The following is a 13,611-nucleotide window of genomic DNA, read 5'->3' on the forward strand; positions in this document are numbered from 1 at the left end:
ACAACAGCAATTGCAATGTGCTATAAGTGTATTAAATTCTATTGCTTGAGAATAGGTGGGAATTTTTACGGGCTTACGATTCATTAATGAAATTAGATATTGCAGAGGACGACTATAAAGCGCAGAAAGCTTTTATGGAACAATTGTGCGACTTTAAAAACCAACATAGTTGCCATATTCATATTGTGATTCACCCTCGCAAAGGTGCCAACGAATCACTACCTCCTGGAAAGCTTGATAATAAGGGCACCGGTGCTATCAGTGACTTAGCGGACAATTGCTTTACTATTTGGCGTAATAAGGAAAAAGAGGGCTTGAAACAAATGCAACTGAAGGGGACAGCACTTACACAAATAGATCTTAAAAAAATTGGATCAATCTGATTGCTTATGGTGCTGTGATAAACAACACAATGGTGATTGGGAGGGTAGATTTGGATTTTGGTTTCATGCAGCCTCATTGCAGTATCTGTGTAGCGCTGAGCAAAAACCTTCACGCGTTGTAGACTACTCCAAGAATACTGCCGCTTAGTCTTTTACTGCAAATTCAGATACAGCACTTAATGGTAGAAAAAACAGAGAAGAAAATGGGAAACTGATTTAGATTCCAATTAGTTACTTTGAATTTTGTATTTATCTTTATTTCTTTTACGATTACTGATCCTTATAGCCTCTCTGCCCGCCTCAGTCTTTGGTCCTGTTGAGAGGCCTCCATGGAGCTTACACCTACCATTGACAGCTTGATTTTTAACTTTACTCCAAACGGGAGGGGCCTGGCATAGAGTGCTTTTTCTAGTTTTAGCTCCACAAATACCTCTACATTTACGAGGTAATCTAGGGGCTTTTGCCCAAAGAGAAATCTGAATATTAAAATTCTTGTCAAAGTAAATAGCTACCATACTACTCTCCGTTGTTTACCACAGCATATTATAATTCCAGACCCCATAATGTGCGCGTGTATCGTCCCGAAAAGAATATGAATGTTGCTCATCCATTAATATTCAAGATCTTATCAAATAAACGCATCAATTTTTAAATATAAAATTCTTAATCAATCAAATGTTGGCTATAATTTATACATTAAATGGATTTTTATGAGATTTTCATGGGGCATAGGCTTAAAATTTTATACAGATATGCTAATAATCAAACTTGGTTTTTACATAGCAAGTATCCTATTTCCTACAAGCTGGTACTTGTATATTGTTTTTATCAAGCAATTAAAAGTAGTGAAATAGAGCTTCAGGGTTTTAAAGACATACTAAGTAATACTTACAAGTACATAAAAAGCTTACCAAAAAATAGTTTTAACTGTGATTATTACAGTATTTATAGGTTTTTTGATCATGATGCTATCGCGGGAGTATTCTGTGTAGATCATACTCACACATGTTATCCCCTTGTATTCTACCATAATGACTACAAGCCTAATGAATCAAGAAAACTAAGAGTCATTGCATTGCAAAAGTGTGTGTTCGATATTTTAAAAAAATCTGACAGTATTTTCCAACTTATAAAAAGCTCTAATGAATGGAATGAATCTCTCCAAAACTCAATTCTTCAAATTATTCCTGAATCATAAGATCATGAATATTGGTTATGAATGAGGAGCATTGCAAGAAAAAGGACCTCTTTTTTTCTTTTCTCGAAGATAAGTATCTTTCAATGGTAATATATCATCAGCAAGGTTGGCAGATATTATTTCAGTGGATTTAATTCCTGATGTACTAATCTCTAAAATCTCTGACTTGCCTGATTTTGAATGTTTAAAACAAGTGTATAGGTCGATATCTAAAGCTTTTAATGATTCATAAGTTGACTCTGTAATGCCAGAGACCAACCATTTTTCATATTCTTGAGTATCATCGACTAATTCACAAATGTATTTTGCTTGATTAATTTCAGATATAAAAAGAACAGGCCTATCATAGTAAGCGAAAATTTCAGTTATGTTCTTGAATATATCTAAATGGTTTTCCATTATATAATCCTGAATGAAGTGTGAATGATAATATTTTTATATCGCCACAAATTAATGTGACCATTATCCCCAATAATTAAGGTTCCAAAATTTTTTCTGATAATTCCCTCTGCGTATTTACACTTTCGAAAAGCAGAGACTTTAGCGCGTAAGTCTTCAAGGCTTTTTTGAGAGTTAAAAAAAGAAACACCCCACAAGTTACAATTTGTATAATCAGTATTCCTAATAGTCTTATTATTAGGGTAAAACTGTTGTTCAGTAAGCTTACTCCCCCTAACAAACCTATATACCTGTGGCATGTCTTTTTCATAAGCTCCATATGGAGGACATTGATTGGGATAGGAGTTGAATCACTCGAAATCGCTCATATAAAATCCATTTTGTTCTTATAATGACATTATAGAAATAACTCGCCAGTTATTTCAGTTTACAGTGGTAAAATTTTTACACACTAAGCCGTAGGTACAATGTGGCTCTTGGGCACAAACTTGGTTAACCAATAACCTCCTTAGCTTCTAAATCACAAATTCTCCAATTAGATGCGTCTATTCTTGTGGGTACTTTTTCATGAGGGACTTCGTCATCTAATTTTAAGTAGGAGTCCGTGCTAACAAAATTTTTTGGGAATACCACTAAGCATAGGCTGCCAGTGAGTTTTGAAGGATACAAAATTCCTTCTATTCCTGCTTGGTGAACAATATGACCGAAGATTTGAGAATTTGCAGGAATATCGTAATTGCTGGGAAATTGCCTCCATTCGTGCGTAAGTAACGTCCCGTTGCCTCGCTGGTTCCGAATAATAAGTCCAGTGATATTTTAATAACTCATTGGTAACTTCTTTTGCTTGGCGTATATCTTTAACGGAGCCTGATTCTAGTAGATAAATTACCCCTTTGGCTTTAGAAGGGCGACTACTTCCTGTAAGTTTGGGCATACAAATTATCTCTGATTTTCTTCTATAGCCGTTTGAATAAAATTAAGCAATTTTTTGAATCGGCCAACGCGAATCATATCTCTTGGAGCCATATCGCCTAAAAGAGGATTCGGAATAGAAAACCAAAGAATTGTTTTATCTTTGTCTTTGAAAAAACCATAAACTAGGTTTAGTGCTGTAGCCCACTCTGTCAGCCGCTCTTTAAGTTCCAGTGGCATTTTTTGAGGTTCATAGCGAATGGATGAAACGGGAACATTAGTTGCCGTTGAAACATCTGTTTTTTTATAGTTTAAAAGGTCAACCACTCTTTGCCCATCAACAATCCCTTCATTAAAAACATGAAGGTAGTCTTTGTCAGGAATAGTCCTAAATAATGATGGCTGTGACATGTTCATAGCAGTACTCGTAGATGAATGCATTTGTACCTACTTAGGTATATACACGGTTTAACCATGAATATACCATGTTTTTACCTTGTTATGTAAAGTATAGCTTATATTTTTCCTAAAAATAAATTAGTGATATATTTCATCATTAGATAAAAAGTGCCAATCCAGGCCCCTTAGAGATGCGTAACAAAAGGTATATTATGTTAATTATTTTCGGAGGACTTCCGGGAACAGGGAAAACAACCATTGCTAAACAATTAGCAAAAACGGTTGGAGCTGTATACTTACGAGTCGATACAATTGAGCAGACATTAAAGCGCTCTAATGCTGTATCTAAGGATTGGTGCGGGCCGGAAGGATATTTTATTTGTTACGAACTGGCTAAGGAAAATTTGGCATTGGGACTTACGGTTGTAGCGGATACAGTGAATCCTATAGAAATAACGAGAAATGATTGGCGAGAGGTGGCACAGGCTGTTGGTGTAAAGTCATATGAGATAGAGGTAGTTTGTTTAGATAAAGCGGAGCATCGACGCAGAATTGAAGCAAGAACGACAGATATTGAAGATCACCAGCTTCCAACATGGCAAGACGTATTATATCGAGACTACCAGCCTTGGAATAATGTGGATTTGCAACTTGATACATCTGATCTTTCAGTTGAAGAGAGTGTTCAAAAGGTAATAGAATTGGTGCAATTCAAAAGATAACTACATGAACTAAGATAATCTACTTAAGAAAACCCACCAAGGCTATGCTCATTGAGTATCCTCAAACCGGTGGGTTACTTTTTTATGTCTTCAGTGAAGTCTCAATCGTCCTCATTATTTAAATCATCCATGAGCGATTGAACTGTTTTAAACGATTTTAGCTGGCCACGCCGAGCTTCTTTCATTGCATCAATAGTTTTTTGGTTTGGGATAAGTGGTTCGAAAGGTAGGGCATGCTCTTTGGCTATGCGTGTTAATAGCATGCGAAAAGCATCAGATACGGTTAATCCCATTGATGCAAGCACGGCTGAAGCCTCCTCTTTGATGTGCTCATCAATTCTTGCTCTTACCACTGCATTAGTAGTCATCATATTCTCCTATCTCTTGAGCTACATTGTAGCTCAAAATTCATATTCGTGCGTATCTATTCGCATTCTTTCGTTTGTGGTAGGATGTGCGATGTTGGGTAAGATTTTGGGTAAGCTTCGAGTCCATATTATTTTAGCTAAATATAATCAACAAGTTATATTCCGGTTCGATTCCGGCCCTGGGCACCAAATCTTCTTTCTTAAGTGTTTCGTCCAAGATGTACTCTCAAAAAAATACCTTAAAAAATTTATCACATATTTTCCGTTTATAAACTTCGTACACAATCAAACCGCGCCCCTACGCTGCGCTAATATGAGCTTGATTCAAACATCATTTTCTAAATTACTCTTGCTTTTATAGAGTTAAATGATTAACTTCCCTCTTTTTGAAACGCAGTGAGAGTAAGCATGGCTAAGAAGAATAAAATTGAAACTCAAGAAGAAGAGATGGATTTCATGTCGCTTTTTGACGAAGAGGGTTATAGCGATGATATGATGGTTGATGTAATGAGAGATACAATTAGCGCATGCAATACTCAAATGCAAATTGCAGTTGAACTTACAAAGCTTATTGTTGATGGTACTATCACTGAAAATAGAGAGGAGCAGGTTTTTTCTGTGTTTAAAAAAGCAGTTGGCGTGGTTGGTGACAGTTTCCCATTAAAAAATATTATGTCGTAGTTTGAGCAATAACGAGATATTCTTTTAAGCAGGATCCGTACGATGAGTTCCCGGTTGCAACCAACCGGGCTACGAAGGAGTACGATTAGCGCATCGCTATAGTGGTGGAGTTAGTGGCGTCTTCTTCATACCCTTTATGATTTTTAGGATCCTCGATAAAATTACGAATTTCTTGCTTCAGTGCAGCATCAGCTTCTATCGAAACAATTATTTGTCTATTCAGCGGGTTGGTGTCGTTGTTTTCTAGCCATTCTTGGATTGCATCTTTATCAAAATGATGAGCAACTTCTTTGTTTTCAACAATGGTTATAACTCGCACTGGTTCTACCATAATGCTTAAAGTAATAGGGCATAAGTAGTCTTCAGGAATTTCCTTTAATGTTTCGGCAGAAGCATAGTCTCGGGCAAGTTTTTCTGCGATTTTGTTTACCAAGGCATGCGCTTTGTGTCTTTCAGCTTGTTCTTGCTGTGCAAAAGCGATTGCACCTTCAGTTTCCTGATAATAGTGGCCAGTTGCCAGAGTTTGTTCTAAAGCGACCTCGGGACGCACATGACAGTTTATGCCTAGCTTATTTAAAATCGCCTCTGCTAGAGTAGGGAGTGCGGGTAGATTTATGTTTGAATTAACTCAGTTGGATACGGATGTCTTTAATCAGCATTTTCTCAGATTTCGCATAAAGTATTACTTTACTGAAACGAACGAGTTTCTTGCTCGTCACAAGTTGTTCGTTGTTTTTCTCGTCTGTCTATTAGCGCCTGGAGTGGAGCATATTCAAGCACTAGGTATTCCATTCTATGCACTTATTGATCCAGCAAATACTGAAGTGGTTTAAGCACATGCGCATACTAAGATCGCAGATATGTCGTTTGGTACAAAAAAGAAATTTCTGTTAAGTTCGGCCCATGGTCCAACATGGAGTTTGAGTGTGGTTCCATGCCTTCTTAGCGCGAAACACTCGGAGTTTGTACATCTTTTAATAACAATACCGGAGAAAACTCCTTTAACGTCCCACGATACAAGTCAAACGTCTTATCTGTTTTCTTTTGCTCAATAAACACAAACTCATCAGAATTAATCCAAAAAGGACTCCAGGCAAGCATGCCTTTAGGACTGATACGTGTAGCTTTTCCTGAATTAATATCAAAAGTCCAGAGCGCTGAAGGCGGTCCAGCCCAACTCGTTACAGGAGACTCTTCATCCATATCGACATCCATAATCAGCATGTTGTCATTGGGCGAAACATTAAGCCGAGAAGCACTACTCATATTTCCATTTGGGATAAGTGTATCAATCCGCCATTTTTTGATTAGCTTACCGTCTAAATCCAACCAATAAATGGAATACAAATCATGGCTAAAAAAAGAAGTTCCATTATTAGCCCAAGTAGGCATGTATTCATTTTCGGTATTTTTAACCGTATGATACCCACTGCCATCGGCATTGATTAGTCCTAAATGCCATTCATTGTTAATGAAGGTGCTGAACAGCAGCTTTTTACTGTCAGGAGACCACACTGGATTAAAGTTGTTTTGGGAAGGGATATTTTTTAACAGGATTATTTTCCCTGACTCCAATGCTAAAACCACAAGATAACGATTGGTTGAGTGATTGTTATCCACTACATTGTAGGCAATGTACTTTCCATCAGGGGATATTGCAGGCACATAACCTTTTGCAACTTTTTTCGCATTGCGGCCATCAATGTTTGCCGTCCAAATAGAGCCCATACGTTCAAAGGCAAGGATTGGTTTTGCTTGAGCAAAGCCGCAACAGATTAATGTTAGGAGGAAAAAATAAGCTTTCATAAGAGACTTCCAATTTATTCAGTAGCGAACAAAATTAAGGCAACAATGGCAAAGCCCATGCCTAATACCTGCTTTAAGGTTAAACTTTGTTTTAAGAACACCATACTCAGTATCAGCGTGATCATTGGGTACATCGATGTGACTAAAACTACCGGCATGGTTGGCCCATTGCGTAAGGCTAAAATGAAAAAGATGCAGGCAATGCCACTAGCTAAGCCATTAAGCAGTCCATAGAGTCCACCTTTAGCATGTAAATCAGGTTTAAATCCAAGGAGCATCAAGGCAATAACTCCTGAAATGAGTACTCCAATACTGGAATAGAAGGTAATTGAAAGGGGGCAAATAAAATTGGATGCTCTCGTTCCCCAATATCCCCAAGCTCCATACAGAAATAGGGCAATTATCGATGGAAAATACCATGAGCTAAGATTCATTCACTTTACCTTACTGGATTGAGTGCTTTTAGTTTGTACAGAATACCTCTTCGTTTGTTAAATTAATACTATTAAACAGAAAAATATCCGTTAACGTGCTCTAACCTGGGTATGTCATCCAGAGCTTAGCGAGGGAGCTTCTGGATGTAAGACGCACCTAGAGATATCCACAAATTCTGTGGATAAGTGTGTGAGTTAGCTGATAATGAAATAATTAATTTGCGATAGGATATTAACTATATCGCTGGGCAGTGTTTTTCTCTACAATAGGTCTTTAACCAAAATTCAAGCAATTATGTTTAAACCACTAGCCCTGTTTATAGGGTTGCGCTACACGCGTTCCCGAAAGAAAAATCATTTTGTCTCATTTATTTCTTTAAGCTCAATGCTGGGTATTGGCATCGGGGTAATGGTATTGGTTACGGTTTTGTCTGTAATGAATGGCTTTGATGAACAAATACACAATCGTTTTTTTGGTATGGCTCCGGAGATTACCGTGTCAGGCCCTAATGAACGTTTAAGTAATTGGCCGGCTATTGAGGAAAAAATTCGAGCCATTCCTGAAATTAAAGCTATTGCCCCCTATGTTGGTGGCCAGGGTTTATTAGTTCATGATGGTCAGGTTTTACCCGTTGTATTAACTGGCGTGCTTCCTTCTGTAGAAGAAAAGATCACCCATTTAAAAGATAAGTTGTTGGGTGGTAGCGTTGAAAATTTAAACCATTTTGGCATCATCTTAGGTAAGAATATAGCCGATACCATGGGCGCAATGATTGGGGATAAAGTGACTGTGATGATTCCTCAAGCTACGGTGAACCCAACGGGCATGATTCCTCGCTTTAAACGCTTTACGGTTGTTGGTGTTTTTTCCGCAGGCTCGGGCTTTAATTTCGATACCCGTTTAGCCTTCATTAATATGGGTGATGCGCAAAAGCTTTTCCAAATGGGCGATGATGTTACCGGTCTTAAGATGAAGATTGATAACGTGTATCAGGCTCCTGAGCTGTCTATACGTTTATCCCATTTACTAGGGGATGAGTATCAAGCAGGTAATTGGACCGAACAGTATGGGGCATTTTTCGAAGCAGTGAAGATGGAAAAAACCATGATGTTTCTGATCCTCATGCTGATTATTGCGGTGGCTGCATTTAATTTAGTGTCTTCCTTGGTGATGGTAGTGAATGACAAGCAAGCGGAAATTGCTATTTTAAGAACCATCGGGGCAACACCTTCAACAATACTCTGGACATTCATCGTGCAAGGGATGATGGTCGGTGTTGTGGGAACGGTCTTAGGTTTAATTGGTGGTTTGCTCTTGGCTGAGAATGCCACAACAATTGTGAATCATTTACAATCCTGGTTCAATGTGAAGGTCTTGTCATCCAGTATTTATTTTGTGGATTACCTGCCGTCTAAAATTATGTTTAGTGACATTTGGAAAGTATGTGTTATGGCGTTATTAATGAGCTTCTTGGCAACTATTTATCCTGCCTGGCGCGCTTCAAAAACCGTAATCGCTGAGGCTTTGCATTATGAATGATATTATTTTAAGCAGTAAACAACTTTATAAATCTTATAATGACGGTTCCTCAAAAGTAGAGGTACTGCGAGGAATTGATATCTCTATTGCTCGTGGTGAGCGGGTGGCGATTATTGGCCCTTCGGGTTCAGGAAAAAGCACGCTTTTGCATTTATTAGGCGGCTTGGATAAGCCAAGTAGTGGTGAGGTAGTGGTTAACGATGTGGATTGGCAGAAACTTAGTGAAAAAAAACGCTGCCAATTACGCAACAAAGGTTTAGGGTTTATTTATCAATTCCATCATTTACTACCTGAATTTACCGCACTTGAAAATGTATGTATGCCATTATTATTGGCGAATAGCTCGATTAGTGAAGCCCAAGAAAAAGCAAGTGCGATCCTTGATGCTGTAGGTCTTGGCGCCAGAAAAGAACATAAGCCGTCTCAACTTTCTGGTGGAGAACGGCAACGGGTGGCCATTGCGCGTGCCTTGGTTCATCAACCTTATTGTGTATTAGCGGATGAGCCTACCGGAAATTTGGATCAGACAACAGCGAACAGGGTTTTTGATTTGATGTTGGATTTAAATAAAAAAATGAATACCGCCCTGGTTATTGTCACGCATGATCAACAATTAGCACAACGCATGGATAGGGTGCTGGTTTTGGGTGAGGGGACTGTATCTAGTTAATATATTTTAATCGATAGGGAGTAATCAATATGGGTCTTAACGATGGAAAAGCACAAAGTGAGAAGCTGCACAATATTAAATTGAATGGAGAAAAACGGAAACGTTCTGCATCAGAGAGAGTTGACCGTGCGCAGTATGATTTGATCGATTTTGGTATTGTAATACCTGCTCCTGCCACATCATCAAAGCATGGTTTTTTATCGTATAAAAGCGTACTTCCAGCCCCAGTTAACTCATCGGATCCAGAATTTAATGACATGCGTCCTTCTTAAAACTGTAGCCCGTATTACGAATTCGTCTAATACGGGCTACTTGTTTAGAACTTAGTAGTCCGCATGCCCTGGTGTGCGCGGGAATGGAATTACATCACGAACGTTTGCTAAGCCCGTGACATAACTAACTAAGCGCTCAAAACCTAAGCCAAAGCCGGCATGAGGAACGCTGCCATAGCGGCGTAGATCTCGGTACCACTGATAGCTTTCTTTATTGAGGTTGCACTCTTCAAGACGTCGGTCAAAAATATCCAGACGGTCTTCACGCTGGCTTCCACCAATAATTTCCCCAATTCCAGGAGCTAAAACGTCCATTGCAGCAACTGTTTTGCCATCATCGTTAAGGCGCATGTAGAAGCTTTTTATTTCTTGTGGGTAGTTGGTCAAAATTACCGGTTTTTTGCAATGAACTTCAGCTAAATAGCGTTCATGCTCTGATTGTAAATCCAGACCCCAGCTGACTGGGAATTCAAATTTCTGGTCTGATTTTTCCAGAACTTTAATCGCATCGGTATAAGTCATTACTTCGAAATCAGAGTTAACGATGTGTTCAAGACGTTCTATGCATCCGGGAGCCACGAATTGATTGAAAAACTCCATATCATCAAGACGCTCATCCAATACCGCTTTGCATAAATAACGCAGCATATTTTGACTTAGGTCACAAATATCATGAAGCGTTGCGAAAGCTACTTCAGGTTCAATCATCCAAAACTCAGCTAAGTGACGGCTAGTATTAGAATTTTCAGCACGGAAGGTTGGGCCAAAGGTATATACTTTCGACATTGCTAAGCAATAGGCTTCTAAGTTCAATTGTCCTGATACGGTTAAGAAGGATTCTTTACCAAAGAAATCTTTGCTGAAATCAATTTGGCCTTGAGCATTTTTCGGCGGATTGACTAAGTCTAAAGTCGACACACGGAACATTTCCCCTGCCCCTTCACAATCGCTTGAGGTAATAATGGGCGTATGTATCCAAAAATAACCTTGCTCATGGAAAAATCGATGTACTGCTTGGGACAAGCAATGACGAATACGCGTCACAGCACTAATGGTATTGGTGCGAGGACGTAAGTGAGCTACTTCACGCAAAAACTCCAGAGTATGGCGTTTGGCTTGAATAGGATATGTATCTGGGTTTTCGACCCAGCCAACAACAGTAATATGCTCAGCTTGAATTTCAAAGGATTGGCCTTTACCTTGAGATGCAACTAATTTTCCGCGAGCGATGATGGAGCACCCCGCATTTAGTTTAGTAATTTCATCTTGATAATTTGACAGCGCATCAGTGGCTACAATTTGAATCGGTGCAAAACAGGAGCCATCATGTAAGCTAATGAAGGATAAACCTGCTTTAGAATCACGACGGGTTTTAACCCAACCTCTTACAGTAACTTGCTCATCTACGTTGATTGCACCATCTAAACATTCTTTGATGGTAAAAACTTCTGCCATTTTTTATTCCTGTAGTTGAATATAATATGCGATGATACACTAAATAAAATCGGTGAGGGAGCATTATGAAGCAAAGAGTTTTATTTGCCTTATTATTTTGTTGTTCGACTTTGGTGCAGGCTGAAGATACTGTCTTGAAACTATACAGACCTTATGGTGAAGCCACCGGTCAAGTAATGCCTATCGTAAAACAAACTTTAGCAGGGCACTGTCTGTCTCAATCACGTATTATTGTGCGTGAGGATGCCTGGCGTTGTGACGCAGGGGGAAGAACTTTTGATCCTTGTTTTGTTAAAGCAGGAACTAATCGCAAAGAGGCTTTATGCCCACAATCACCCTGGGTGGGAGATAGCGTACAAATTAATGTGTCGGTCCCTTTAAACAATGCGCAAAATGAGACACTTGATATGTCACGTACTTATCCTTGGGGAGTTGAATTATCTAACGGTGAACGCTGTTTAGCGGTTTATTCAAGCGAGGTTTATGACGAAATGCCCATTCGTTATCGCTGTACTAATGCAAATCTATTATTAGGATATTTGCAGCGTTGTAAAACGACTTGGAGTATGTTGGAAAAAACACCTCAGGGCGTGGTCACGTCGGAGTTAAAGAGGGCTTGGTTTTAAATGAGATATTGGATGTAGCCTCCAAGTTAGGTCTAAAAATAAAATATATATCAAGGCTGCTAAGCTCCGCATCGGAAGTGGCAGGAACTATGTTTTCTGGGCTTAGCAGCCAGCCTACTCTTCTTTCGGAGCTGCATCCTGAAACGCTTTTAATGTTAAGCAATGAGCCTCAATTTCACGGATTAATGGATAATTATCCAACGCAAAATTAAAACGCTTCGCATTAAAGACTTGGGGAATAAGACAAAGATCCGCCATTGATGCGCTATCACCCACACAAAATGACTGCGTACGCTCGATGGTTTGTAGCTTTGTTTCAAGCGCATCAAACCCTTTTTTTAGCCAATGGTGATACCATTCTGCAATTTGGGATTCATTGGCATTAAATTCTGTTTTCAACTGATTTAACACCCGTAAATTATTTAATGGATGCATGTCACACACAATCATTAATGCCAGTGAGCGCACGGTTGCTTTGGCAAAGGGAGCTTGGGGTAGTAATGCTGGAGTAGGGTGGATTTCATCCAAATATTCAATGATGGCTAAGGATTGATTAATTGTCTCTCCCCCTACTTTCAAACAAGGCACCAGTTCCTGCGGATTAACCTTGCGGTATTCCGGGCGATGTTGTTCTCCACCATTATTAACTAAATGAACGTCAATTTTTTCATAATTGATTCCTTTAAGATTCATCGCAATACGGACACGATAACTGGCAGTAGAACGAAAATAATCGTAAAGTTTCATCATGATTTTGGCTTACCCCTGCTTCACAGTTTGTTCAATGGCACCAAAAAGACTCTTGCCTTGTTTATCCAGCATTTCGATGCGAATCGTATCCCCAAAATGCATAAACGGAGTTTGGGCTTTACCACCTTCGATGATTTCCAACATTCTTTTTTCCGCAATACACGAAGAACCTTTACTGCGATCCAGATTCGATACGGTTCCTGAACCAACAATCGTTCCGGCAGCTAATGCTCTGGTTTTTGCCGCATGCTCGACTAATTCAGTAAATGAAAAGGTCATGTCGATACCGGCATCAGGCTGGCCAAATAGCGTGTCATTTAAGTGGCTGATGAGAGGAAGATGTACTCGTTGACCATCCCATGAATGCGCGAGTTCGTCAGGAGTAATAGCTACTGGTGAAAAGCTGCTTGAAGGTTTTGATTGGAAAAAACCAAAGCCCTTAGCAAGCTCCCCAGGGATTAAATTACGTAAAGAAACATCGTTAACTAACATCAGTAATTTAATATGTTTGCCTGCATCTTCAGCATCAATGCCCATTGGCACATCATCGGTAATCACGGCTACTTCGGCTTCAAAATCGATCCCATAGGCTTCATCAGCTGTAATGATTGGATCTCTAGGTCCAAGGAACGTATCCGAGCCACCTTGATACATCAGGGGGTTAGTCCAGAAATCCTCAGGCATTTCTGCACCGCGAGCTTTACGGACTAATTCAACATGATTCACGTAAGCGCTGCCATCAGCCCACTGATAGGCACGGGGCAGGGGAGAAGTACAATGTTGGGGCTTGAATGCGAAGGCATTGTCCAAGCGCTGTTCGTTTAATTCCTGGTATATTTTTTGCAATTCAGACTCAACTTGCTGCCAATGATCCAGGGCATATTGCATATTAGCGGCAATGTGCGGGACACGTACGGCATGGGTCAATTCCTGATTGACCACACATAACTCTCCATCTCGTGAAGAGGCTGATTTTAACGTCGCTAGTTTCATAAA

General features: G+C 39.5%; 19 protein-coding genes. 8 read left to right on the top strand and 11 right to left on the bottom strand.

Going from position 1 to position 13,611, the window contains the following annotated elements; genetic code table 11:
• The first annotated feature begins 86 nt into the window (after window positions 1-86).
• Window positions 87-383: a hypothetical protein gene (locus tag ACQY7T_RS07035; protein WP_428412242.1), complete on the top strand. Its 297-nt coding sequence runs from the start codon at window positions 87-89 to the stop codon at window positions 381-383.
• Between the two features lie 227 nt (window positions 384-610).
• On the opposite strand, the gene ACQY7T_RS07040 is transcribed toward ACQY7T_RS07035, so the two are convergent.
• From ACQY7T_RS07040 to ACQY7T_RS07055, 4 genes are all read right to left on the bottom strand, one after another.
• Window positions 611-898 carry an HGGxSTG domain-containing protein gene (locus tag ACQY7T_RS07040; RefSeq protein ID WP_428412243.1) on the bottom strand — a complete coding sequence of 96 codons (288 nt, stop codon included), beginning with the start codon at window positions 896-898 and terminating at the stop codon, window positions 611-613.
• A gap of 698 nt (window positions 899-1,596) precedes the next feature.
• Window positions 1,597-1,980 (bottom strand): hypothetical protein, encoded by a 384-nt coding sequence (locus tag ACQY7T_RS07045; protein ID WP_428412244.1) that lies wholly within the window; start codon window positions 1,978-1,980, stop codon window positions 1,597-1,599.
• A 492-nt stretch (window positions 1,981-2,472) separates the two neighbouring features.
• On the bottom strand, window positions 2,473-2,793 hold the full coding sequence (locus ACQY7T_RS07050; RefSeq protein WP_428412340.1) for an RES family NAD+ phosphorylase: 321 nt from the start codon (window positions 2,791-2,793) through the stop codon (window positions 2,473-2,475).
• Between the two features lie 126 nt (window positions 2,794-2,919).
• Window positions 2,920-3,333, bottom strand: coding sequence for a hypothetical protein (locus ACQY7T_RS07055; protein WP_428412246.1), 414 nt, complete (start codon window positions 3,331-3,333; stop codon window positions 2,920-2,922).
• Window positions 3,334-3,503: 170 nt separating this feature from the next.
• Here ACQY7T_RS07055 and ACQY7T_RS07060 point away from each other — a divergent pair, with 170 nt between their 5' ends.
• Complete coding sequence (locus ACQY7T_RS07060) at window positions 3,504-4,013, top strand: AAA family ATPase (RefSeq protein ID WP_428412248.1); 510 nt, start codon at window positions 3,504-3,506, stop codon at window positions 4,011-4,013.
• A gap of 101 nt (window positions 4,014-4,114) precedes the next feature.
• Here ACQY7T_RS07060 and ACQY7T_RS07065 read toward each other — a convergent pair whose 3' ends face one another.
• The gene (locus ACQY7T_RS07065; protein WP_428412250.1) at window positions 4,115-4,384 is read right to left on the bottom strand and encodes a type II toxin-antitoxin system RelB/DinJ family antitoxin; all 270 of its coding nucleotides are present in this window, start codon (window positions 4,382-4,384) and stop codon (window positions 4,115-4,117) included.
• A gap of 405 nt (window positions 4,385-4,789) precedes the next feature.
• On the opposite strand from ACQY7T_RS07065, the gene ACQY7T_RS07070 reads away from it, so the two are divergent.
• Entirely contained in the window at window positions 4,790-5,062 is a 273-nt protein-coding gene (locus ACQY7T_RS07070; protein ID WP_428412252.1) for a hypothetical protein, read from the top strand.
• 85 nt (window positions 5,063-5,147) lie between these two features.
• Here ACQY7T_RS07070 and ACQY7T_RS07075 read toward each other — a convergent pair whose 3' ends face one another.
• The gene (locus tag ACQY7T_RS07075) at window positions 5,148-5,612 is read right to left on the bottom strand and encodes a T3SS effector NleG family protein (RefSeq protein WP_428412254.1); all 465 of its coding nucleotides are present in this window, start codon (window positions 5,610-5,612) and stop codon (window positions 5,148-5,150) included.
• A 64-nt stretch (window positions 5,613-5,676) separates the two neighbouring features.
• Here ACQY7T_RS07075 and ACQY7T_RS07080 point away from each other — a divergent pair, with 64 nt between their 5' ends.
• The gene (locus tag ACQY7T_RS07080) at window positions 5,677-5,895 is read left to right on the top strand and encodes a hypothetical protein (protein ID WP_428412256.1); all 219 of its coding nucleotides are present in this window, start codon (window positions 5,677-5,679) and stop codon (window positions 5,893-5,895) included.
• Window positions 5,896-6,004: 109 nt separating this feature from the next.
• Here the strand turns inward: ACQY7T_RS07080 and ACQY7T_RS07085 are convergent, their stop codons facing one another.
• Entirely contained in the window at window positions 6,005-6,868 is an 864-nt protein-coding gene (locus tag ACQY7T_RS07085) for a TolB family protein (RefSeq protein ID WP_428412258.1), read from the bottom strand.
• A 14-nt stretch (window positions 6,869-6,882) separates the two neighbouring features.
• The gene (locus tag ACQY7T_RS07090; RefSeq protein WP_428412260.1) at window positions 6,883-7,302 is read right to left on the bottom strand and encodes an EamA family transporter; all 420 of its coding nucleotides are present in this window, start codon (window positions 7,300-7,302) and stop codon (window positions 6,883-6,885) included.
• 295 nt (window positions 7,303-7,597) lie between these two features.
• Between ACQY7T_RS07090 and ACQY7T_RS07095 the strand changes: the two genes are divergently transcribed.
• Genes ACQY7T_RS07095 through ACQY7T_RS07105 form a run of 3 tightly spaced genes read left to right on the top strand, consistent with a single transcriptional unit; the run spans window position 7,598 to window position 9,784 of the window.
• Window positions 7,598-8,842 (top strand): lipoprotein-releasing ABC transporter permease subunit, encoded by a 1,245-nt coding sequence (locus tag ACQY7T_RS07095; RefSeq protein ID WP_428412262.1) that lies wholly within the window; start codon window positions 7,598-7,600, stop codon window positions 8,840-8,842.
• Window positions 8,835-9,512 carry a lipoprotein-releasing ABC transporter ATP-binding protein LolD gene (gene lolD, locus ACQY7T_RS07100; protein WP_428412264.1) on the top strand — a complete coding sequence of 226 codons (678 nt, stop codon included), beginning with the start codon at window positions 8,835-8,837 and terminating at the stop codon, window positions 9,510-9,512. The genes ACQY7T_RS07095 and lolD overlap by 8 nt, the downstream gene beginning before the upstream one ends.
• A gap of 29 nt (window positions 9,513-9,541) precedes the next feature.
• Entirely contained in the window at window positions 9,542-9,784 is a 243-nt protein-coding gene (locus tag ACQY7T_RS07105; protein ID WP_428412266.1) for a hypothetical protein, read from the top strand.
• Window positions 9,785-9,835: 51 nt separating this feature from the next.
• Here ACQY7T_RS07105 and asnS read toward each other — a convergent pair whose 3' ends face one another.
• Complete coding sequence (gene asnS, locus ACQY7T_RS07110; RefSeq protein ID WP_428412268.1) at window positions 9,836-11,239, bottom strand: asparagine--tRNA ligase; 1,404 nt, start codon at window positions 11,237-11,239, stop codon at window positions 9,836-9,838.
• 65 nt (window positions 11,240-11,304) lie between these two features.
• Between asnS and ACQY7T_RS07115 the strand changes: the two genes are divergently transcribed.
• Window positions 11,305-11,865 carry a hypothetical protein gene (locus tag ACQY7T_RS07115; RefSeq protein WP_428412270.1) on the top strand — a complete coding sequence of 187 codons (561 nt, stop codon included), beginning with the start codon at window positions 11,305-11,307 and terminating at the stop codon, window positions 11,863-11,865.
• Between the two features lie 114 nt (window positions 11,866-11,979).
• Here ACQY7T_RS07115 and maiA read toward each other — a convergent pair whose 3' ends face one another.
• Both maiA and ACQY7T_RS07125 read right to left on the bottom strand, forming a co-directional pair.
• Complete coding sequence (gene maiA, locus ACQY7T_RS07120) at window positions 11,980-12,612, bottom strand: maleylacetoacetate isomerase (protein ID WP_428412341.1); 633 nt, start codon at window positions 12,610-12,612, stop codon at window positions 11,980-11,982.
• Window positions 12,613-12,624: 12 nt separating this feature from the next.
• Window positions 12,625-13,608 carry a fumarylacetoacetate hydrolase family protein gene (locus ACQY7T_RS07125; RefSeq protein WP_428412272.1) on the bottom strand — a complete coding sequence of 328 codons (984 nt, stop codon included), beginning with the start codon at window positions 13,606-13,608 and terminating at the stop codon, window positions 12,625-12,627.
• Between the last annotated feature and the right edge of the window lie 3 nt (window positions 13,609-13,611).

Source organism: Legionella sp., assembly GCF_965140895.1.
Lineage (GTDB): Bacteria > Pseudomonadota > Gammaproteobacteria > Legionellales > Legionellaceae > Legionella.

Coding starts and splice junctions, on each gene's coding strand:
- ACQY7T_RS07040 (WP_428412243.1), bottom strand. CDS start 898: ATGGTAGCTATTTACTTTGACAAGAATTTTAATATTCAGATTTCTCTT.
- asnS (WP_428412268.1), bottom strand. CDS start 11,239: ATGGCAGAAGTTTTTACCATCAAAGAATGTTTAGATGGTGCAATCAAC.
- ACQY7T_RS07090 (WP_428412260.1), bottom strand. CDS start 7,302: ATGAATCTTAGCTCATGGTATTTTCCATCGATAATTGCCCTATTTCTG.
- ACQY7T_RS07065 (WP_428412250.1), bottom strand. CDS start 4,384: ATGATGACTACTAATGCAGTGGTAAGAGCAAGAATTGATGAGCACATC.
- ACQY7T_RS07105 (WP_428412266.1), top strand. CDS start 9,542: ATGGGTCTTAACGATGGAAAAGCACAAAGTGAGAAGCTGCACAATATT.
- ACQY7T_RS07095 (WP_428412262.1), top strand. CDS start 7,598: ATGTTTAAACCACTAGCCCTGTTTATAGGGTTGCGCTACACGCGTTCC.
- ACQY7T_RS07080 (WP_428412256.1), top strand. CDS start 5,677: ATGTTTGAATTAACTCAGTTGGATACGGATGTCTTTAATCAGCATTTT.
- ACQY7T_RS07085 (WP_428412258.1), bottom strand. CDS start 6,868: ATGAAAGCTTATTTTTTCCTCCTAACATTAATCTGTTGCGGCTTTGCT.
- ACQY7T_RS07115 (WP_428412270.1), top strand. CDS start 11,305: ATGAAGCAAAGAGTTTTATTTGCCTTATTATTTTGTTGTTCGACTTTG.
- lolD (WP_428412264.1), top strand. CDS start 8,835: ATGAATGATATTATTTTAAGCAGTAAACAACTTTATAAATCTTATAAT.
- ACQY7T_RS07055 (WP_428412246.1), bottom strand. CDS start 3,333: ATGCATTCATCTACGAGTACTGCTATGAACATGTCACAGCCATCATTA.
- ACQY7T_RS07070 (WP_428412252.1), top strand. CDS start 4,790: ATGGCTAAGAAGAATAAAATTGAAACTCAAGAAGAAGAGATGGATTTC.
- ACQY7T_RS07125 (WP_428412272.1), bottom strand. CDS start 13,608: ATGAAACTAGCGACGTTAAAATCAGCCTCTTCACGAGATGGAGAGTTA.
- maiA (WP_428412341.1), bottom strand. CDS start 12,612: ATGAAACTTTACGATTATTTTCGTTCTACTGCCAGTTATCGTGTCCGT.
- ACQY7T_RS07060 (WP_428412248.1), top strand. CDS start 3,504: ATGTTAATTATTTTCGGAGGACTTCCGGGAACAGGGAAAACAACCATT.
- ACQY7T_RS07045 (WP_428412244.1), bottom strand. CDS start 1,980: ATGGAAAACCATTTAGATATATTCAAGAACATAACTGAAATTTTCGCT.
- ACQY7T_RS07035 (WP_428412242.1), top strand. CDS start 87: ATGAAATTAGATATTGCAGAGGACGACTATAAAGCGCAGAAAGCTTTT.